A 20730-nucleotide genomic window follows, 5' to 3' on the forward strand; every position below is an offset into this window, starting at 1 on the left:
TGCGAGAATGTCGTGGTGGACCGCGACCTTCTCCTGTCTCTCTGCCCGGCTCTTCGCACCGCATTGATCCGGTGCCGCTACGACCTCGACACCGTGCGGGATCTGCTCGGCCCCGAGGCGCACGCCGCACTCGGGCGCAGCGAACCTGTCCCCGCCCGGCGCGTCGCGCGGAGCGCCGGTGATCTCGGCGTGCTCGTCCGGCTGTTCCTCCTCCAGGACACCTGCGCCGAGACGGAGGTGGCGCACGCTCTCGAACCGGTGACGCCGGAGCAGGCCGTACGAGCGGGCCTGCTCGAACGCGACGGCGACGGCCTGCGCGCCGCACTCGATCTGAGACCCCTCGACGCCGGTACCGGAAGTCGCTGGGTGTTGTCGGATCTCGACGGTTCGATCCGGCCCGTCCCGACCCGTCCCGATCACGTTCTCGGCGTCGGGCAGGCCTCTCTGTCGTTGTTGCAGGCGACCCCCAGCGATCGGGTCGGCACGGTGCTCGACCTGGGTACCGGCTGCGGAGTGCAGGCGATCCGGGCCGCGGACCACGCGGAGAAGGTCACCGCGACCGACATCAATCCCCGGTGCCTGGCCCTGGCCGCCGCGAGCGCGGCGCTCAACGGGATCGACCTCGATCTTCTCGAGGGCTCCTGGTTCGATCCGGTCGCCGGCCGCACCTTCGATCGGATCGTCGCGAATCCGCCGTTCGTGGTGAGCGCGGGACGTGTCGAGCACAGCTACCGCGACTCCGGTCTCGACCTCGACGGTGCCAGCAGGCTCATGATCTCGCAGGCGGCCGAGCACCTGAATCCCGGCGGGACCGCCGCGATGCTCGCCTCGTGGGTGCACGTCGAGGGTGAGGACTGGCGGACCCGGGTCGCGTCGTGGTTGCCGTCGCAGGGCGTGGACGCCTGGATCGTGCAGCGCGACGTCGCCGATCCCGCCCTGTACGTCGGCACGTGGCTGAGGGACGGTGACGCCGACCAGCGCGAGCCGGAGGTCGCGGTGCGTGCCGAGCAGTGGCTCGACCACTTCGCCGAGCACGGTGTCGAAGGAGTCGGGTTCGGATTCGTCTACCTGCGTCGCACCGATCTGCCGTCCGACGTGATGGCCGAGGATCTGCGGCACGCCTTCACCGATGCCCTGGGCGACGAGGCGATCGACTACTTCCGCCGCCTCGACTGGCTGCGTACGCACGAGGTTCCGGACGCCCGGTTCGTGGTACGCCCCGACACGGCGCTCGAGCGGGTGCACCTGCCCGGCGCGGAGGGCTGGGAACAGGTGGTCGCGCGGGTGCACCGCGGCGGAGGTCCGGCCTGGCAGCACGAGGTGGACGATCTCGCTGCCGCCCTGCTCGGAGGGATGCGCGCCGACGGCCTGCCCCTCGGGGATCTCGTGTCGCTGCTCGCGGCCGCGCACGGTGAGGACGAGGACGATCTGCTCACCCGGGCGGTGGGTCTCGTGCACGGGCTCGTGCGTCACGGGCTGATCGAGCCCGCCTGACGCTCGCCGGGGTGCGTCTGAGGTTCCACCCTTCGGTTCTCTCAGCAACTTCTCAGGAGCTCACCGGGTTAGTGCAGGTCAGCGCGGTGGTATTCGAAGACCGACGGGAACTCCACGGCTTCGCCGCTCGTTGAACCCTGTGAGACACCACCGATGAGGAGGCACGTCATGGCACGCCCCGAAACCACCGCTCGCTTCGATTCCGACCTCGACGGTCAGAGCCCCGCCGCCGATCTCGTTCGCGTCTACCTGAACGGCATCGGACGGACCGCTCTGCTCACCGCAGCCGACGAGGTGGAACTGGCAAAGCGGATCGAGGCCGGCCTGTATGCCAAGCACCTGCTCGAGACGAAGAAGCGCCTGTCCGCCGCGAAGAAGCGCGACCTCGCGGTCATCGTCCGTGAAGGACAGGCCGCCCGCAGCCACCTGCTCGAGGCCAACCTGCGTCTCGTCGTCTCGCTGGCGAAGCGCTACACCGGACGCGGAATGCCCCTGCTGGACCTCATCCAGGAGGGCAACCTCGGCCTGATCCGTGCGATGGAGAAGTTCGACTACGCGAAGGGCTTCAAGTTCTCGACCTACGCGACGTGGTGGATCCGTCAGGCCATCACCCGCGGCATGGCCGACCAGAGCCGCACGATCCGGCTCCCCGTCCACCTGGTCGAACAGGTCAACAAGCTCGCCCGCATCAAGCGCGAACTGCATCAGCAGCTCGGCCGCGAGGCGACCGACGAGGAACTTGCCGACGAGTCCGGCATCCCCGTCGAGAAGATCGCCGATCTGCTCGATCACAGCCGCGACCCGGTGAGCCTCGACATGCCCGTCGGCAACGACGAGGAGGCCCCGCTGGGCGACTTCATCGAGGATGCCGAGGCGACATCCGCCGAGACCGCCGTCATCGCCGGCCTCCTGCACAGCGACGTCCGCAGCGTCCTCGCGACGCTCGACGAGCGCGAACAGCAGGTCATCCGCTTGCGCTACGGCCTCGACGACGGTCAGCCGCGCACCCTCGATCAGATCGGCAAGCTCTTCGGGCTCTCCCGTGAGCGTGTCCGCCAGATCGAGCGCGAGGTGATGTCCAAGCTCCGCGAAGGAGATCGCGCCGAGCGCCTTCGCGCCTACGCCAGCTGACCGGGCGCGTCAGCGGTATCCGATCCCCGAGAACCGGGCTGGGTTCTCGGGGATCGTTGCTGTCCGGGATCGTGTCCGACGAGTCGTCCCGTCCGGCTCCCGTCAGCGCAGCCGGCGCGGTCCGAGGTCGAGCGGATGCGGTTCGGGCCCGATCCGCACATGCGCGTCGGTGAGCTCGGCCCCCACCACCGAGGCCAGCACCGGCTCGCACACCAGCTCGCGCACCTCGGGGAGGTCGTCGGCGAGTGCCGAGATCCGCTGGACGAAATCGACCAGCGCCGGCTTGTTCACCGGTGCCGCGTTCCGGTAACCCGAGAGCAGCGGGGCGGCCTTCGGCGCATCGATCAACTCGACCGCCTCGTCCTCCGTGAGAGGAAGCACACGATAGGCGCGGTCGCCGAGCAGGTCGGAGATCACACCGGCGAGACCGAAGGAGATCAGCGAACCGAAGGACGGGTCGTCCTGCACACGGATCGCGCAGCCGATGCCCTTGTGTGCCATACGTTGCACGTGCATCAACGGCTCCCCCGACACTGCGGCCAGGTCGCAGTACGCGATCCGCACCGAGTCGGCGTCCACGAGATCGAGCCGGACACCGCTCAGGTCCGGCCGGTGCCGCCACTGCGCGCCGGTGGCCTTGACCGCCACCGGGAATCCGATCTCCTCCGCCGCCGCCACCGCCTCGTCCTCGGTGGTCACCGCACGGAAGTCCGCGACCTCCACGCCGTAGCAGGACAGCAGCAGGGCCGCTTCGGTGTCCGACAGGTACCGGCCTTCGGGTGTCGTCCCGAGCCAGCCGTCCACGAGCGCACGGGCGCGTTCGGGATCGATTCCGGCCGGCCGCACGACCTGCGAGGGCGGCCGGCTCCGCCACTTCGCATACCGCCACGCCCGTCCCAGCGCCAGCGCAGCCCGTTCCGGACCGGGATAGGACGGCACGGATCCACGGGTCGGACTGCCGTCCGGTCCGCGCACGGCCAGAACGTCGGGGATGCCCTCGGTTGCCAGGAAGGTGGTCACCACGGGCTTCTCCGACCCGGCCACGGCGTCGCGCAGGGCCTGGGCGTAGGGCTGGACGTCGACGGCGACCGGCGGGACGAAGACCGCGATCACCGAGTCGACGTCGGATGATTCGAGTGCCCGCGCGACCGCCTCGGCGAACTCCTCCGGTGACGCCTGCGCGCCGAGATCCACCGCGTCCGGGGCCTGCAGTCCCTGTCCGCGTGCGGCATCGACGGCGAGCACTCCGAGAGCGGTGGAGTTGCCCACCACCGCGACCCGCGGTCCTGCCGGCAACGGCTGATAGCCGAACAGCAGTGCCGAGTCGAAGAGCTGGCCGATCGACTCGACCTGCACCACGCCCGCCTGCTCGAACAGGTAGCGCACGATGGTGTCGTCCATCTCGCCGGTCCGCGCGGCGAGTGCGGGCGGAACCGCGTGCCGGCCGCTCTTGACCGCGACGATCGGTTTGCTGCGCGCCACCCGGCGGGCGATGCGCGAGAACTTGCGTGGATTCCCGAAACTCTCGAGGTAGAGCAGCACCACCTCGGTCGCGGGGTCGGTGTCCCAGTACTGCAGCAGGTCGTTGCCCGACAGGTCGGCGCGGTTGCCCGCCGAGACGAAGGACGACAGTCCGACCCCGGTCTTGGCCGCCTCGTCCAGAATCGCGATGCCGAGCGCACCGGACTGGCAGAAGAAGCCCACGTTGCCGGCGGCCGGGAGCACGGGCGCGAGAGTCGCGTTGAGGCGGATCGCCGGGTCGTTGTTGGCCACCCCGAGTGCGTTCGGGCCGATGAGCCGCATGCCGTGCGACCGTGCGGCGAGGGCGAGGCGGCGCTCGGCGTCGCGGCCCTCCGGTCCGGTCTCACCGAAACCCGACGACACGACGAGCAGCGCCTTGACGCCCTTCGCGAGACAGTCGTCGAGCACCGAGTCGATGGATTCGGCCGGCACGGCGGCGATGGCGAGGTCGATCTCGTCCGGGATGTCGCGGACGGTGGGGTACGCGCGGACACCCCGGACCGACCGGTTCTCGGCGTTGACCGGGTAGACCGGTCCGGTGAATCCGCTGCGCAGCATGTTCACCAGCACGGCGTTGCCCACCTTGCGGCTGTCGGTGGAGGCGCCGATGACAGCGACGCTGGCGGGGCTCAGGATGTTGCGCACGCTGCGCGCCTCGGCGGCGCGTTCGCGGGCGTTGCGCACCGACACGAGTGCCTCGGTCGGGTCGATCGCGAACTCGAGGCGGACCACTCCCCCTTCGAAGCTGCGGCTGACCTGGTAGCCGGCCTCCCGAAAGACGGTGATCATGTGCCGGTTCTCGGCGAGGACCTCGGCGACGAAGGTGTGCAGTCCGTTCTCGGCGGCCGCGCCGGCGAGATGTTCGAGCAGGATCGGGCCGAGGCCGCGTCCCTGGTGGGCGTCGGCGACGGTGAAGGCCACCTCCGCGGAAAGTCCGTCGCCTTCGTTCGACAGTCCTTCGTATCGGCCGACGGCGATGATCTCGTCGCCGAGCACCGCGACGAACGCCACTCGGGAGCGGTGGTCGACGACCGTGAAGTTGAACAGGTCCTTCTTCGAGATGGTCGGGTACGGACCGAAATACCGCAGATAGCGGGTGCGTTCGGAGAGTTTGCTGTGGAAGGCGACGATCCCCTCGGCGTCCTCGGGGACGATCGGCCGCAGGTGCACGACGCCGCCGTCCGAGGCCAGCACGTCGGCGACCCAGTGCCGCGGATAGGCGCGTGCCCGGGCGAGGGCGCGTTCGCGAGCCGGGTCGGTCTCTCTCGCCGTCGCGACAGACTTCGCGGGATCGGTGCTCGATCCCGCCGCGGGATTCTGCTGATCAGTCACGCGGATCCTCCGGGTCCAGGCCGAGCAGCGGGAACGCCGCCCGCCTCGTGGCGATGATCGCGGAATCGACGCGGGTCAGCGCACGGTCCAGAGATGCGATGCCCGTTTCCGGGGTGCCTCCGGGACCGTCCCACGGCATATACGAGACGTCGGAGTCCTCCCCCATGCCGGTGGGCAGTTCGACGCCGGGAGCGAGAGCGCCGACGCGTTCGCTCCAGTCCGCCGGGATCGGCGTGCTCGGGTCGATCTCGCGGTCCAGCGCCGCCGCGATCAGGTGCGTCCATGCGCGAGGAACCACCCGCACGAGGCCGTACCCGCCACCGCCGACGGCGAGCCAGCGGCCTTCGCAGTAGCGATCGGCGAGATCCCGCATCGCGAGATACGACGCGCGTTGACCGTCGACGGTGAGCGAGAGGTCGGCGAGCGGATCCTCGCGGTGGCTGTCGGCTCCGCACTGACTGATGAGGATCTGCGGGCGGAACGCCGCGACAGCACCCGGCACGACGGCGTGGAAGGCGCGCAACCACAACGCGTCCACGGTGCCCGGCAGGACGGGAAGGTTGATCGCGGTGCCCTCGGCCGGGCCTGCGCCGACCTCGCTGGACCATCCGGTGTTGGGCCACAGGGTCGCGGGATGCTGGTGCAGCGAGATGGTGAGGACCCGGGGGTCGCCGAGGAATGCGTGCTGCACGCCGTCACCGTGGTGGGCGTCGACGTCGATGTAGGCGATGCGGTCGTAGCCGTGGTCGAGCAACCACGAGATCGCGATGGCGGCATCGTTGTAGACGCAGAATCCGGCGGCCCAGTCGGCCATCGCATGGTGCATGCCGCCACCGATGCTCACCGCGCGCCGGGCCCGGCCGCTCGCGATCTCGCGCGCGGCCGCCAGCGTGCCTCCGGCGAGGGTCGCGCTGGCCTCGTGCATGCGGGGGAAGATCGGGTTGTCCTCGGTTCCGAGACCGTGCGGGGCGTCGGCCGGAGGTGCCGCTCCCTCCGGGGCGGAACCCGCGCGCTTGACTGCGTCGACGTAGGACGCGGTGTGGATGCGCAACAGATCGGTGTCGTCCGCAGGGGACGGACGGACCGTCTCGACGCCTTCGAGGAGACCGAGACTGCGGGACAGCGCCATCGTGAGATCGAGACGCGTGGGGTTCATCGGATGCGTCGGACCCCACCGGTAGTCGAGGTAGTCGGGGCTCCACACCACTATCCGATCGCCGCTCAGCTGTGTCGTACCGCCCGCCGCGGTGGAGCTCGTGGTCATGGACACAGACGCTACTGCGCCGCCCACGGACATGCGAGCCTCGGAGCGCGCCCCCACCGTCCTGTTCGCACGGTTAGAATCGGCCCGGACGAAGGGGTGTGAGAGTGAAGGACCTGGTCGATACAACGGAGATGTATCTCCGGACCATCTACGACTTGGAAGAGGAAGGCGTGGTGCCGCTGCGCGCGCGCATCGCCGAACGCCTCGAGCAGAGCGGACCGACGGTCAGCCAGACCGTGGCCCGCATGGAACGCGACGGCCTGCTCCGTGTCGCCGGCGACCGGCACCTGCAGCTCACCGAGAAGGGCCGCGATCTCGCGGTATCCGTGATGCGCAAGCACCGGCTCGCGGAACGGCTTCTCGTGGACGTGATCGGTCTCGACTGGGAGAACGTGCATGCCGAGGCGTGCCGTTGGGAGCACGTGATGAGCGAGGAGGTCGAACGCCGCCTCGTCGAGGTGCTCAACAACCCGACCACCTCGCCCTACGGCAACCCGATCCCGGGGCTGGCGCAGCTGGGTCTCGACCGTACGGCGGCCCTCGACGAGAAGCTGGTGCGGCTGACGGAGATCCCCCACGGCAAGCCGACCGCCGTCGTGGTGCGGCGGCTCGCCGAGTACGTCCAGTCCGATCCGGAGGTCATCGCCCGGCTGCGTGAGGCCGGTGTCGTCCCGGACGCGCGGGTTACAGTCGAGACGCGACCGGGCTCGGTGTCCATCACCGTGGCCGGTCACGACAGCTTCGAGCTTTCCGACGAGATGGCCCATGCCGTGCAGGTGAAGCAGGTCTGACACAGACCCCTTTTCGCATGTCCGGTACGGGCATGCGAAAAGGGGATGTACAGCGTGAGACTTCTGGTGACCGGCGGCGCCGGCTATGTGGGCAGCGTGTGCACGACCGTGCTGCTCGAACAGGGCCACGACGTCGTGGTCGTCGACGATCTGTCCACCGGGAATGCCGAAGCGGTACCGGCGGGCGCCGAGTTCGTCGAGGGCGACATCGCGGCCGTCGCCGACGATCTGCTCTCCGGACCCGGTCCCCGCTTCGACGGCGTCCTCCACTTCGGAGCGCAATCACTGGTCGGCGAGTCGGTGGAGTGCCCCGAGAAGTACTGGCAGGGCAACGTGGTGACCACCCTCGCCCTGCTCGAGGCCATCCGCCGCTCGGGTACGCCGCGACTGGTCTTCTCCTCGACCGCCGCGACCTACGGCGAGCCCGAGAGCGTGCCGATCACCGAGGACGCGCCCACCCGTCCCACCAACCCGTACGGGGCGTCGAAGCTCGCCATCGATCACGCGATCTCGTCCTACGCGCACGCGCACGGTCTCGCCGCGACGAGCCTGCGGTACTTCAACGTCGCCGGCGCCTACGGCGGCGCCGGCGAGAACCGGGTCGTCGAGACGCATCTGATTCCGCTGGTGCTGCAGGTCGCTCTCGGTGTCCGCGATCGCATCTCCGTGTTCGGCACCGACTGGCCGACCAAGGACGGCACCGCGGTGCGCGACTACATCCACGTCAAGGATCTCGCCGACGCCCACGTGCTGGCATTGACGAAGTCCGAACCCGGCCGGCACGGCATCTACAACCTCGGCAGCGGAGAAGGTTTCACCGTCCGCGAGGTCGTCTCGGCCTGCGAGCGGGTCACGGGACTTTCGATCGCAGCGGTCGACGCACCGCGCCGCGCCGGTGATCCGGCCGTTCTCATCGCCTCCAGCAGCCGCGCGATGTCCGAACTCGGGTGGAACCCTCAGCACACCGATCTCGACGAGATCGTCTCCGACGCGTGGGAGTTCACCCGGTCCCTCGGCGACCGACTGCACGCCGTTCGGCGCGGCTGAGCGCTGCGCGGTGTGAACCGCGTGCGCGATAGCCGTCAGGACGACTCGTCGTCGCGCGGCAGCCCGAGTCCCAATCTCATGGCGATCTCGTGGCCTGTCTCGGCGAGGCCGCGGATCGCATCGGGCCGCAGCCCCGCCTGCAACGCCTGGTCCAGCAGATCCGAAAGCCTGTGGCGGGGGTCGGATTCGAGGGCAGCAGTGAGCGCGACCCCGGCGAGCGGCCCGTCGCCGCGCACGTAGGCACCGAAGCCGACGAGTGCCGCGGCGTCCGCCCGTTCGGGATCCGGCAGTGCGCGTGCGAGTTCGCTCCACAGCCGCTCCGCCGCGCGTGCGAGCGGACCGGTCGCGAGCCCCATCGCGGCGTCCCGCACCGTGCGATTCGCGAGCAGCACCGCAAGTTCTGCGACGTCCGACGCACTCGGATCCGTTCCGGCGGCGTACGCCTCGACGTGCGCGAGCACGGCCTGCAGTTCGACGCGGTCGGCACGTTCGCCGCCACCTTCGCGGGCACAACGCTCGTACTCGCGGTCGCGGGTCTCGACGACCTCGTCGATGCAGCGCGCAACTTCCTGCCGCACCGCCGGCGGGTACGGGGCGAGCAGCGCTTCGAGTTCGTTGCGGGAGCCCCGGATCGGGCTGCCCTCGAACACCCGCGCGGCCGCGACCACCGAGGATCCGGGGTCGGCCACAGCGCCGACGATGTCCTGGCCGGGCACGAACCAGGTTGCCCCGCCGGATATCTCGGGTAGCGCGTACACACCTGCCAGATCGATTCCGACGGCGTCGAGGTGATCCGCGAAATCGTCGACGAGCCGGCACACCTCGGCGACGGCCGGGTCGTGCCGGTCGGTGAGCTCGTCGTCCACGAGGACTGCGACCACGGATTCCGCACCCTCACGGGCACAGACGGCGCAGAAACGCCGGAACGCCGCGCGCATGAGTTCGGGAACGGGTTCCCCGGCCCCGGGCAGGACGAGGTCGTGTCGCATCACGGCACCGATGGTCGCGACCTTCCCGTTCGGGCGGGTCGGGGCGTCCCCGGTCGGGGTCAGGCACATCACGACGATCGAGCGGGCCGGCGGGAATCCCATCAGCGCGGGCAGGGCCGCGATCACGTCACCGACGTCGGTGAGCCGGAGGGGATGCGAGGACGAGGGCGTGGAAGTTGTCATGCTCGGACCGTGGCCTACGGGTCCGAGCGGAGAGCCGCCCACGAGGGCGATCCGCGGCCTGCTGGGGATGAAGCGGCCGGCTGTGGACAACTTCCGCGGCCGACGGGGGTCTCCGGCGTCCACCGGCCGATCCCGTCGCCGTGCGCTGCTAGGGTGCGGGGCCGGCCGTCAGGGCCGACGGGGGTGCGGGGCGGCCGTCAGGGCCGGGCAGCGAACTCGACGGCGTCCCGGAACACACGGTCGAGACTCGCGGTGTCGGACCGGGCCGAGTCGAACGACATGTAGGTGACCGTTACGCGCACATCCCCGAGCTGGGCGATGCGCGTGGCCATCGACTGCGTCATGCCGCCCGATCCCCTGCCGGAATCGACCGTGCGGCTCAGGGCCAGGGTCTCGGCGCCGTCGACGGGCGCGGCGGGATCGTCGTCCAGGACGGTCGCGACGGTCGAGGTGACTCCCCGCACGGTCGCGTCCACCCGTGAGCACTCGGTCAGATGGGTCCGGTACTCGCTCAGGGAGGGGGCGGACCGGGCGACCTCGACGCTGATCGTCGCGCGACTCGCGTTGTCGGTACCCACCACCATGGCTGTGGTGCCCGGACCGTAATCCTGGGTGGGTGGCAGACATCCGCCCGGATCGACCTTCGAACCGGGCTGGATCCCGGTCAGGTCCGGTGCCGCCTGTGCCACCGCTTCCGGCGGAAGGACCACCGCGAGGTACGGCGCGGGGAATCGTTCCGGTGGCAGCACCAGCTCGCCCGGGGCGCGGACGGTCCCCGGCGCGGGCGCCGTCCCTGTCAGGGCTGCCGGTTCCGGACCGGGATCGCCGGCGACGGTCTCGGAACAGGCCGGTACGAACACCAGGCACGCGGCCAGCATCACGGTCCGGGCGACCGCTGCGCGGCGCCTCGGACGAACTTCGCGTCGGGTCACCCGAACCTCCCTCGGTCGTCGACGTCGGGCAGGGTGTGCGCCCCGGAATCGGTCGTCGTGGCGTCAATTAGACTCGAACACCACCATGCCACGTCGGGTGACCCCGGCGGAGAGCCGAGACGAAGTGTGATCGGAGTGGTTCGCAGATGGACGAGCAGTCCCGCATGTACGAGCTGGAGTTCCCGGCTCCGCAGCTCACGTCATCGGACGGTGAGGGGCCGGTGCTCGTGCACGGCCTCGAAGGGTTCGCCGATGCCGGACACGCGGTGCGTCTGGCGACCACCCACCTGCGCGAGAATCTGGAGACCGAACTCGTCGCGTCGTTCGCCGTCGACGAACTGATCGACTACCGGTCGCGGCGCCCGCTCATGACCTTCAAGGCCGATCACTTCTCCGACTACGCGGAACCCGAGCTGAACCTGTACGCGCTCATCGACGAGGCAGGCACCCCGTTCCTGCTGCTGGCGGGTGCCGAACCCGACCTGAGGTGGGAACGCTTCATCACTGCGGTCCGGTTGCTCGCGGAGCAGTTCGGGGTGCGGCGGACCATCGGGCTCAACGCGATCCCGATGGCGATCCCCCACACGCGGCCGCTGGCGGTCACCGCGCATTCGACGAACAAGGATCTCATCGCCGGGCACCACCGCTGGTCGGGCGAACTGCAGGTGCCCGCCGGGGTGTCGTCCCTGCTCGAATACCGGATGGGTCAGCACGGGCACGAGTCCGTGGGGTTCTCGGTACACGTGCCGCATTACCTGGCGCAGACGGACTATCCCGCGGCTGCCGAGACGCTGCTGACGAATGTCGCCGAGGTCGGGGGTCTCGAACTGCCGGTGCAAGCGCTCGGTGAGGCCGCCGCGCGGGTGCGCGAGCAGATCGACGAGCACATCGAGGACAACGCCGAGGTCCTCGGGGTGGTGCACGCGCTCGAGCGGCAGTACGACAGCTATGTGGCCGCACAGGAGCAGCAGACCTCTCCCCTGCCGACCGACGAGAGTCTGCCGACGGGTGAGGAGATCGGAGCGGAGTTCGAGCGGTTCCTCGCCGAATACGATCGGCGCGGCGCCGATGCCGGTGACGATCTCCCCGATCTGCGTGACGTGGAGGGCGACGGCGGGGCGGATGAGCCCGATTCGGACGACGGAGACGATTCCGCGACGCGTTGACCCCACGACGGGTCCGCCGGATGTTTCATGATCGTCACAATCGTCGTTGTCGACGTCACATACAGGCGGTACGCTTCGGCGACATGCCACAGTGGTAGTTGTGTCCGGTATCGGCGACAGCCCGGACAACCCGGCTACCACCACGCGATCACCGACGTCGCAGGAGACGCTCATGGTTCCACCGCGCGCCCGGACACTTCGCCCGGTTCCGGACAACGAACCCCGCATGGTGTTCCGCACGATCCACGGTTACCGACGCGCGTTCCGCATGGCCGGAGGCGGTCCTGCCCTGTTGCTCGTGCACGGTATCGGTGACGACTCGTCGACCTGGCAGGACGTCATTCCACACCTGGCGGAGAAGTACACCGTGATCGCCCCCGATCTGCTCGGGCACGGCCGCTCCGACAAGCCGCGCGCCGACTACTCGGTGGCCGCCTACGCGAACGGCATGCGCGACCTGCTGTCGGTCCTGGGGATCGAGTCCGTCACGGTGATCGGCCACTCCCTCGGTGGTGGGGTGGCGATGCAGTTCGCCTACCAGTTCCCCCACATGGTCGACCGCCTGGTGCTCGTCGCGTCGGGCGGTGTCACCAAGGATGTTCATCCCGCCCTGCGCCTGATCTCGGTGCCGATCGTCAGCGAAGCGCTGAGGGTCCTGCGACTGCCGGGGGCGATGCCGATCCTGCGGGCGGCCGGCGCCGTGCTGAACCGGATCAATGCGTCGCCGCTGCGGCCGGGCGCGATGCTGCACGACACCTCGGATCTGGTGCGTGTACTGGGGAACCTTCCGGATCCCCCGGCCTCCGAGGCGTATCTGCGCACGCTGCGTGCCGTGGTCGACTGGCGCGGTCAGGTGGTCACGATGCTCGACCGCTGCTACCTGACGGAGAACCTTCCCGTCCAGCTCATCTGGGGCGACCACGACGGCGTCATCCCGATCGCCCACGCCTATCTCGCCCATTCGGCCATGCCCGGCTCCCGTCTCGAGATCTTCCGGGGCGCCGGTCATTTCCCGTTCCGCGACGATCCGCTCCGCTTCCTGCGGGTGGTCGAGAGCTTCATGGAGAGCACCTCCCCCCTCGAGTTCGATCTGGACCGCTGGCGCAGGCTGCTCGTGTCGGGCGTGAGCGAATCGCAGATCACCGGTGGCCCGGAGACCCGGATGGCGGTGCTGGGCGCGATGGGTTCGGACGAGCGCAGCGCCACGTGACCGGCCCCGCACGGCCCACGCAGGCGAGTCCCGCGCTTCCGACTAGCCTGGAGAAGTGCTGCTTCCGGATCTGATACCCGACCCCGTCGACGACGACGCGTTGTTCGACGCGTTCACCACCTGGACGACCGATCGGGGCATCACACTCTATCCGGCGCAGGAGGAAGCGCTCATGGAACTGGTCGCCGGATCCAACGTCATCCTCGCCACGCCGACCGGCTCCGGGAAGTCGATGGTCGCGCTCGGTGCGCATTTCTTCGCCATGGCGACGGGCAAGCGCACCTTCTACACCGCCCCGATCAAGGCCCTCGTGAGCGAGAAGTTCTTCGCCCTGTGCGACGTCTTCGGTGCCGACAAGGTCGGCATGATGACCGGCGACGCGTCGGTGAACTCCGGAGCCCCGATCATCTGCGCGACGGCCGAGATCGTTGCGAATCTCGCGCTGCGCGAAGGACCGGATTCCGACATCGGCCAGGTCGTGATGGACGAGTTCCACTTCTACTCCGAACCCGATCGCGGCTGGGCATGGCAGGTTCCGCTCATCGAGTTGCCGCACGCGCAGTTCCTGCTCATGTCGGCGACGCTCGGCGACGTGACGTTCCTGCAGAAGGATCTGACCCGGCGCACCGGACGGCCCACGGTCGAGGTCTCGGGCTCCGAACGTCCGGTGCCGTTGACGTTCTCGTATTCGCAGGCGCCCATCGGTGAGGCCATCGAGGAACTCGTGACGACGCATCAGGCGCCCGTCTACGTCGTGCACTTCACCCAGGCCGCAGCTCTCGAGCGCGCCCAGGCACTGACCAGCGTGAACATGTGCACCAAGGCCGAGAAGGAGGCGATCGCCGCGGCACTGGGCGACTTCCGGTTCTCGACCGGTTTCGGCAAGACCCTCTCGCGTCTCGTCCGGCACGGCATCGGCGTGCACCACGCGGGCATGCTGCCGAAGTACCGGCGCCTGATCGAGAAGCTCGCACAGGACGGGCTGCTCAAGGTCATCTGCGGCACCGACACGCTCGGCGTCGGCATCAACGTGCCGATCCGCACCGTGTTGCTCACCGGTCTGACGAAGTTCGACGGCACCCGCACCCGGCAGCTCAAGGCACGCGAGTTCCACCAGATCGCCGGCCGCGCCGGTCGCGCGGGGTACGACACGATGGGCACGGTCGTCGTGCAGGCACCCGAGCACGAGATCGAGAACGTGCGGGCGCTCGCGAAGGCCGGGGACGATCCGAAGAAGCGACGGAAGGTGCAGCGCAAGAAGGCGCCCGAGGGGTTCGTCTCGTGGGGTGAGGGCACTTTCGACAAGCTGATCGCGGCGTCGCCCGAGCCCCTGCAGTCGCGGTTCTCGGTGAGCAACTCGCTGCTCCTCAACGTCATTGCGCGACCGGGCAACTGCTTCGACGCGATGCGTCATCTGCTCGAGGACAACCACGAACCGCGTCCGGCGCAGCGCAAGCACATCCTCAAGGCGATCTCGCTGTACCGGGGGTTGCTGCAGGCCGGTGTCGTCCAGCAGCTCGACCAGCCGGACGAGTTCGGGCGCAGGGCCCGGCTCACCGTCGATCTGCAACGCGACTTCGCGCTCAACCAGCCGCTGTCGCCGTTCGCCCTGGCAGCCATCGAACTGCTCGACGTCGACTCCCCCACCTACGCCCTCGACGTGGTGTCGGTGATCGAATCGACGCTCGACGATCCGCGTCAGATCCTCATGGCGCAACAGCACGCCGCTCGGGGTGAAGCGGTCGGGCAGATGAAGGCCGACGGCATCGAATACGACGAGCGCATGGAACTGCTCGAGGAGATCACCTGGCCCAAGCCGCTGGTGGAGCTGCTCGAGCCGGCCTTCGAGACCTACCGGGGCGGGCATCCCTGGGTCGCGGAGTTCCCACTGTCCCCGAAGTCGGTGGTGCGCGACATGATCGAGCGCAGCATGACCTTCACCGAACTGGTCTCGCACTACGGCCTGGCCCGCTCCGAGGGGCTGGTCCTGCGCTATCTCGCCGACGCCTACCGCGCCCTGCGGCAGACGGTGCCCGACTCCGCGCGGACGGAAGACCTCGAGGACATCATCGAATGGCTCGGCGAACTCATCCGCCAGGTCGACTCGTCGCTGCTCGACGAGTGGGAATCGCTCACCCATCCCGGCGTGGAAGGCGACGAGCAACAGATCGCGTTCGGTGCCGACTCGCCTCGCCCGTTGTCGGCGAACACCCGCGCGTTCAAGGTCATGGTCCGCAACGCGATGTTCAAGCGGGTCGAGCTGGCGTCGCGCCGGCGTTGGGACGATCTCGCGGCGCTCGGCGACGGTCTCGAAGCCGAGGACTGGGAGGATCTGCTCGAGCTGTATTTCGAGGAGTACGACGAGATCGGCACCGGTCCCGACGCCCGCGGGCCGTTGCTGTTCACCGTGGAGATGGGCCCCGAGCTGTGGCGGGTGCGCCAGACCCTGCACGATCCGCAGGGTGATCACGGCTGGGCGCTGATCGGCGAGGTGAATCTCACCGAGTCCGATGCCGCCGGTGAAGTGGTGTTCGACGAGTTCGAGATCGTCGAGGGCTGATTCGCCGCCGGGTGCCCGTCCGGGGAGCGGTAGCCTGACTCGGTGAGCGAACCGACCGTGGAACCCTTCCGCTTGGCCTACGTCCCGGGTGTCACCCCCGCGAAGTGGGTGCGGGTGTGGAGCGAGCGGATGCCGGACGTACCGATCGAGCTGGTCCCCGTCGAGCCGACGGCCGGCGCGGATCCGCTGCGCGAGGACGTCGCCGACATTGCGTTGCTGCGCCTGCCGCTGCAGCGGGACGGCCTGTCGGTCATCCCGCTCTACACCGAGGTTTCCGTCGTGGTGGTCCCCAAGGAGCACGTGTTCGCGGCGGTCGACGAGGTGTCGGTGGCCGACCTCGCCGAGGAGACGGTGCTGCATCCGCTCGACGACGTCCTGGACTGGGCGGCGCTGCCCGGCGAGGAGGCCTTCGAGCGGCCCGCGACGACCGAGGACGCGATCTCCCATGTCGCCTCCGAGGTGGGTGTGCTGGTGACACCCCAGTCGCTCGCCCGCCTGCACCACCGGCGCGACCTCACCTATCGCCCGGTCGTCGACGCACCGGCATCGCAGGTGGGACTCGTCTGGATCACCGACCGGACGACCGACCTCGTCGACGAGTTCGTGGGGATCGTCCGGGGACGCACGGCCAACAGTTCCCGGGGCCGCCGCAGCGATTCCGAGACGGAGTCCGGGTCCGGCGGCACCTCACGTCGCGGCGAACGCACGGGCTCGACCCCGAAGCGGCGCGCACCGGAGCCCACGACGTCCCGCCGGGCGGGAGCGTCCGCGCGGAAGCGCCCCGGGAAACCCCGGCGTGGGCGCCGTTAGCGGCACGCCGATCGCGGCCTGTCAGGGGACGGGGCGGCAGACCGACGGGACGCACCCGCGGATGGTCTCGGCGAGGATGCGGTAGTCCACTCCGCGCGGTGACGACGAGCGGAACACGAGACCGATCCGCCGTCCGGGTGCCGGGTCGGCGAAGTGCGCGACCTCGAGATCTCCCCGGGCGGTTTCGACGGCAACTGCGGAGGCCGGAACGAGGGTGATGCCCAATCGTCCTGCGACGCAGCGCACTACGGTGGACAGGGAGGTCGCACGGGTGTCACCGAGCGCAGGTCGCGCGTCGACGGACCGGCACAGGTCGAGTGTCTGGTCGCGCAGGCAGTGGCCTTCGTCGAGCAGCAACAGTTGCGCGTCGTCGAGTGCGGAGACGGACAGGTCGGTGCGTCCGGCGAGTTCGTGTCCGGTCGGCAGGACGAGGACGAAATCTTCGTCGTAGAGCGGAACTTCGATCACCCCCGAGACGTCGGCGGGCAGGGCGAGGACGGCCACGTCGAGGGTTCCGGCGCGCAATGCGTCGAGGAGCCGCGCGGTCTGGTCCTCGACGACCTGCAACGACAGGGTCGGCATCGCTGCGTCGAGTGCAGGCAGGATCTCGGGCAGCACGTACGGCGCGACGGTGGGGATCAATCCCACGCGCAGCGGACCCGAGAGCCCGTCGGACACTCCCGCCGCCGCGTCGACGAAGCCGTCGGCGGCGTCGAGCACCATCTCGGCGTAGGGAAGCAGACGTGCCCCCGCCGGCGTCACGAGCACACGGCGGGTGCTGCGCTCGATGAGCTGGACGCCGAGGCCGTTCTCGAGAGCTGCCAGACCTTGGGAGAGGGTGGGTTGGCTGACCTCGAGTCGCGCCGCGGCCGTGCCGAAGTGCCGGTAGGTGGCCACCGCCACGAAGGCACGCAGCTGCGACAGGGTGGGCTGGTAACTCTGATCGGTCACGCCTATCAGTGTAGAGCGACCTATCGTGTTTACCTTTTGCAACTGTCGGAACTCACTGCGTCGACGTGGCGCCCGCAGCCCTGCCCGCCGCCAGGTCGGCCTCGCCGAGCACGACCTCGATCTCGCCACCGAACTCCACACCCGGAGCGAGCGGCAGCCGATCCCCGCTCCAGAACCGGCCGGGGTCGTACCAGTTGCTCCCCCGATGCCGTTGCTGCAGCAGACCCATCTCCTCCAGCGTCAACCCGACCACCTCGGCGCAGTACGCGCTCTCGAGCCCGCCCGACGGGACGGATGCCCTGCGTCGACGCGGGAGCCGGCCGGAGAACCAGCGCCCGGTGAGTTTCGTCGTCGACGGGAACGGTGTGCCGTCGAGCCGCGCGACGGTGCGCAGCAACTGGTCCTCCTGATCCGGCGTGACGGCCACCGAGATCTGCCGCAACCAGCCGCGCTGGCCGTAACGCGCACCCCATACCTGCACCGCGCTGCGGAGGTCGTGCAACTGCACGCCCCGCTGATGCCGCCCCGTCCACATGTCCGGGAGGCTGCGCCCGAGTTCGGCATGCCACATCAACGGCGGCAGATCGTCGAGCGCGACCGTCATCCCCACATGGTTCACGGGCGCATTGGTCAGCGTCTGGATCGCGCGGTCCGCCGGTGTGGCGCCACGGAAGATCCACAGGTCGCCCGTGCGGGTCGCCGCCACGGCCTCGTCGAGCGTGAGACGCGAACGCGCACCGGCGGGCCGGGCTGCCGACGAAGTGTCCATGCCGCCAGCCTGCCATGCCCGGCGGCCGCTAGGGTCGTCCGCATGGCGCTGCGCGGTGGCAAGTGGTGGAAGCTCGTCGGACTCGCCGGACTGGTGGGTGTGGCGGCGACGGGCGCCGTCGCCGCCCGCAACGAGCGACAGCGGCGGAACTACAGCCCCGACGAGGTGCGCTCGGTGCTGCACGAGCGCTACGCGCGATCGCTCGCCGCCCGCGACGGCAGCGCCGAACTCCCCCTCGCCGAGGTTCCCCTCGGGCCGAAGGACCGGGTCAGCCGAGTGCTGCGGCGATTCCGTCGGCGAGATCGGCGATCTGCCCGTCGGTCATGACGAACGACGGCGAGATCTGCATCGCGCCCTGACCGGCGGCGCGTCCCGAGATCCCGTGCCGGCGCAGCGTCGTGACGAAGCCGAGCGCCTCGGCCGGGTCGGCGAGCTGCACGGCCGCCACCGCACCGACACCGCTGCGCACCTCGGCCACCCGCGGATGCTCCGCCAGCGGTGCGAGCTTCTCGTGCAGTGTCCGCTCGATCCGCGCCGCTTCGGCGAGCAGATCCTCGCGCTCGATGATGTCGAGATTGGCGAGGGCGGCAGCCGCGGCAGCGGCGTGTCCGCCGTAGGTGTACCCGTGGCGCCACCACACGCCGCCGGCGAAGAACGGTTCGGCGACCCGCGGAGCGACGAACAACGCTCCCATCGGCAGATAGCCGGAGGTGAGCCCCTTGGCGGTGGTGATCATGTCGGGACTCAGGTCGAATCGCGACGACGCGAACCACGAACCGCCGATCCGCCCGAAGCCGGTGACCACTTCGTCGACGACGAACAGGATGTCGTGGTCGCGGCAGATGTCGCGGACCTCGGCGAGATAACCGTCCGGCGGCAGGTACACCCCGCCCGCACCGATGACGGGTTCGCAGAAGAAGGCCGCGATCGAATCGGCGCCGACCGAATCGACGAGCTCGAGCAGCGCCTTGGCGTCGTCCCACGCGACCTGCGCTGTGTCCTCCCACAGGCGCCCGTAGCCCTCGCCGTTGACCGGGATGCCGGCGAGCGAGGTGCCACCGACGTGCATGCCGTGGTACGCCTTCTCGCGCGAGACCAGCAGCCGCTTGCCGGGCTTGCCGACCTCCTGCCAGTACCGGCGCGCGAGTTTGGCCGCCGAGTCGACCGAGTCGGATCCACCGGAGGTGAAGATCTTGCTGCCCGGGACCGGGGCGATCGCCGCGAGCCGCTCGGCGAGTTCGACGGCGGGCTCGGACGTCAGATCGCCGAAATTCGAGTAGTGGGCGAGCTCGGCGACCTGTGCGGCGATCGCGTCTCCGATTTCGGTGCGGCCGTGACCGACGTTGGTGAACCACAGTCCGGCGGTGGCATCGAGATAGCGGGTTCCGGCGTCGTCCCAGATGTACGCACCTTCCCCGCGCGTGACGACGAATGCGCCGTCCCGTTCGATCGCGCCCATATCGGCGAATCCGTGCCACAACGCACCCACGACCCACTCCCCTCTACGACGATCACGACACAGGTCATCGTATGCGGAGGAAACAACCCTGGCGCCCGGGACCCGCACCCGTCACGCTGATGGCGTGACCGAGTTCCGCTTCTCCGTCAACATCTTCGAGATCGGGTCGCCCCCTGTGTTCGCTCGCCGGTGCCGCGCCGTCGAGGACGCCGGCTACGACGCGGTGTACGCGGCCGACCATCTCGGTGTCCCTGCCCCGTTCCCCGTCCTGGTCGCCGCCGCCGCGGCCACCGAACGTCTGCGGGTCGGGACGCTGGTGCTCAACGCCGGGTTCTGGAATCCGGCACTGCTCGCCCGCGAGATCGCGACCACCGATGCGCTCACCGGCGGCCGGCTCGAGGTCGGCCTGGGTGCGGGACACATGAAATGGGAATTCGAGGCCACCGGGATCGACTGGGAACGGTTCGACGAACGCGCCGACCGCCTCGAGACCACCGTGCTGGAGCTGCAGCGATCGTTCGCCGAACCCGGTTTCGCCGAGCAGGCCGCGCTGCGCGAGGCGTTCGGTCTCCCGGTGCTCCGGCCGGTGCAGCGTCGCGGATTCGGCGGGCACGGCCCGCCCCTGATCATCGGGGGCACCGGGGACCGGGTCCTCCGGATCGCCGCGGCCCACGCCGACATCGTGAGTGTCGCGGGCGCCGTCCAGCTACCGGGGCGGCCACCGGGAACGTTCCGGATCGGCACCGCGGCGGAAGCGGACGACCGTGTCGCGTTCGCGCGAGGACGGGCAGGAGGCCGGGCCGGCGAAATCGAATGGCACACCCTGCTCCAGGCGGTCGTGGAGACGGACGACCGGACGGGCACCGCCGTTGCCCTCGCCGAACAGTGGGAGGGGACCGTCGAGGCCGACGACCTTCTCGACTCGCCGTTCGTGCTGTTCGGCTCGGTCGACGAGATGGCCGAGCAGATCCTGCGCAGCCGGGAACGCTTCGGGTTCACCCATTTCACGGTCCACGCGCCGTACCGGGAGATCTTCGCCCCGGTGCTCGGCCGGGTGCGTGCCCTCTCGGGCTGAGGGCCGGGACCTCCCGGACCGGCCCCGAGCGGGTCGTTTCGCTAGG

17 protein-coding genes are annotated in these 20730 nt (G+C 69.6%); 10 read left to right on the forward strand and 7 right to left on the reverse strand.

Annotated elements, in window-relative coordinates:
• Positions 1–15: 15 nt before the first annotated feature.
• Together PV766_RS02890 and PV766_RS02895 are read left to right on the forward strand one after the other, a co-directional pair.
• On the forward strand, positions 16–1494 hold the full coding sequence (locus PV766_RS02890; RefSeq protein ID WP_129976650.1) for a DUF7059 domain-containing protein: 1479 nt from the start codon (positions 16–18) through the stop codon (positions 1492–1494).
• Positions 1495–1662: 168 nt separating this feature from the next.
• The gene (locus tag PV766_RS02895; RefSeq protein WP_064065537.1) at positions 1663–2625 is read left to right on the forward strand and encodes a sigma-70 family RNA polymerase sigma factor; all 963 of its coding nucleotides are present in this window, start codon (positions 1663–1665) and stop codon (positions 2623–2625) included.
• Positions 2626–2727: 102 nt separating this feature from the next.
• On the opposite strand, the gene PV766_RS02900 is transcribed toward PV766_RS02895, so the two are convergent.
• The gene (locus PV766_RS02900; RefSeq protein ID WP_421096356.1) at positions 2728–5478 is read right to left on the reverse strand and encodes a GNAT family N-acetyltransferase; all 2751 of its coding nucleotides are present in this window, start codon (positions 5476–5478) and stop codon (positions 2728–2730) included.
• Positions 5471–6742: an acetoin utilization protein AcuC gene (locus PV766_RS02905; protein WP_421096357.1), complete on the reverse strand. Its 1272-nt coding sequence runs from the start codon at positions 6740–6742 to the stop codon at positions 5471–5473. The genes PV766_RS02900 and PV766_RS02905 overlap by 8 nt, the downstream gene beginning before the upstream one ends.
• Before the next feature lie 104 nt (positions 6743–6846).
• Between PV766_RS02905 and PV766_RS02910 the strand changes: the two genes are divergently transcribed.
• Positions 6847–7533, forward strand: a complete 687-nt coding sequence (locus PV766_RS02910; protein WP_016935055.1) for a metal-dependent transcriptional regulator — start codon at positions 6847–6849, stop codon at positions 7531–7533.
• A gap of 54 nt (positions 7534–7587) precedes the next feature.
• Positions 7588–8580 carry a UDP-glucose 4-epimerase GalE gene (gene galE, locus PV766_RS02915; protein ID WP_421096358.1) on the forward strand — a complete coding sequence of 331 codons (993 nt, stop codon included), beginning with the start codon at positions 7588–7590 and terminating at the stop codon, positions 8578–8580.
• 35 nt (positions 8581–8615) lie between these two features.
• Here galE and PV766_RS02920 read toward each other — a convergent pair whose 3' ends face one another.
• Both PV766_RS02920 and PV766_RS02925 read right to left on the reverse strand, forming a co-directional pair.
• A complete protein-coding gene (locus PV766_RS02920; protein ID WP_421096359.1) occupies positions 8616–9752 on the reverse strand; it encodes a DUF4192 domain-containing protein in 1137 nt (378 codons plus the stop codon).
• Positions 9753–9949: 197 nt separating this feature from the next.
• Positions 9950–10630 carry a DUF5642 family protein gene (locus PV766_RS02925; protein ID WP_421096482.1) on the reverse strand — a complete coding sequence of 227 codons (681 nt, stop codon included), beginning with the start codon at positions 10628–10630 and terminating at the stop codon, positions 9950–9952.
• A 200-nt stretch (positions 10631–10830) separates the two neighbouring features.
• Here PV766_RS02925 and PV766_RS02930 point away from each other — a divergent pair, with 200 nt between their 5' ends.
• The 4 genes from PV766_RS02930 (at position 10831) to PV766_RS02945 (ending at position 16430) form a co-directional block, all read left to right on the forward strand.
• Entirely contained in the window at positions 10831–11850 is a 1020-nt protein-coding gene (locus PV766_RS02930; RefSeq protein ID WP_064065189.1) for a proteasome assembly chaperone family protein, read from the forward strand.
• A gap of 172 nt (positions 11851–12022) precedes the next feature.
• Positions 12023–13060, forward strand: a complete 1038-nt coding sequence (locus PV766_RS02935) for an alpha/beta fold hydrolase (RefSeq protein ID WP_421096360.1) — start codon at positions 12023–12025, stop codon at positions 13058–13060.
• A 55-nt stretch (positions 13061–13115) separates the two neighbouring features.
• Positions 13116–15620, forward strand: a complete 2505-nt coding sequence (locus tag PV766_RS02940) for a DEAD/DEAH box helicase (protein ID WP_064065188.1) — start codon at positions 13116–13118, stop codon at positions 15618–15620.
• Positions 15621–15662: 42 nt separating this feature from the next.
• The gene (locus PV766_RS02945) at positions 15663–16430 is read left to right on the forward strand and encodes a LysR substrate-binding domain-containing protein (RefSeq protein WP_064065187.1); all 768 of its coding nucleotides are present in this window, start codon (positions 15663–15665) and stop codon (positions 16428–16430) included.
• Between the two features lie 21 nt (positions 16431–16451).
• Here the strand turns inward: PV766_RS02945 and PV766_RS02950 are convergent, their stop codons facing one another.
• Entirely contained in the window at positions 16452–17381 is a 930-nt protein-coding gene (locus PV766_RS02950; RefSeq protein ID WP_129976644.1) for a hydrogen peroxide-inducible genes activator, read from the reverse strand.
• 52 nt (positions 17382–17433) lie between these two features.
• The gene (locus PV766_RS02955; RefSeq protein WP_064065185.1) at positions 17434–18150 is read right to left on the reverse strand and encodes a hypothetical protein; all 717 of its coding nucleotides are present in this window, start codon (positions 18148–18150) and stop codon (positions 17434–17436) included.
• 42 nt (positions 18151–18192) lie between these two features.
• On the opposite strand from PV766_RS02955, the gene PV766_RS02960 reads away from it, so the two are divergent.
• Complete coding sequence (locus tag PV766_RS02960; protein WP_016935532.1) at positions 18193–18477, forward strand: hypothetical protein; 285 nt, start codon at positions 18193–18195, stop codon at positions 18475–18477.
• Here PV766_RS02960 and PV766_RS02965 read toward each other — a convergent pair.
• Positions 18419–19609, reverse strand: a complete 1191-nt coding sequence (locus tag PV766_RS02965) for an aspartate aminotransferase family protein (protein ID WP_421096483.1) — start codon at positions 19607–19609, stop codon at positions 18419–18421. The genes PV766_RS02960 and PV766_RS02965 overlap by 59 nt on opposite strands.
• 124 nt (positions 19610–19733) lie before the next feature.
• Here PV766_RS02965 and PV766_RS02970 point away from each other — a divergent pair, with 124 nt between their 5' ends.
• Positions 19734–20684 carry a TIGR03621 family F420-dependent LLM class oxidoreductase gene (locus tag PV766_RS02970; RefSeq protein WP_421096361.1) on the forward strand — a complete coding sequence of 317 codons (951 nt, stop codon included), beginning with the start codon at positions 19734–19736 and terminating at the stop codon, positions 20682–20684.
• Positions 20685–20730: the final 46 nt, after the last annotated feature.

Source organism: Rhodococcus sp. As11 (assembly GCF_048957735.1).
GTDB classification, from domain to species: Bacteria; Actinomycetota; Actinomycetes; order Mycobacteriales; family Mycobacteriaceae; genus Rhodococcus; species Rhodococcus gordoniae.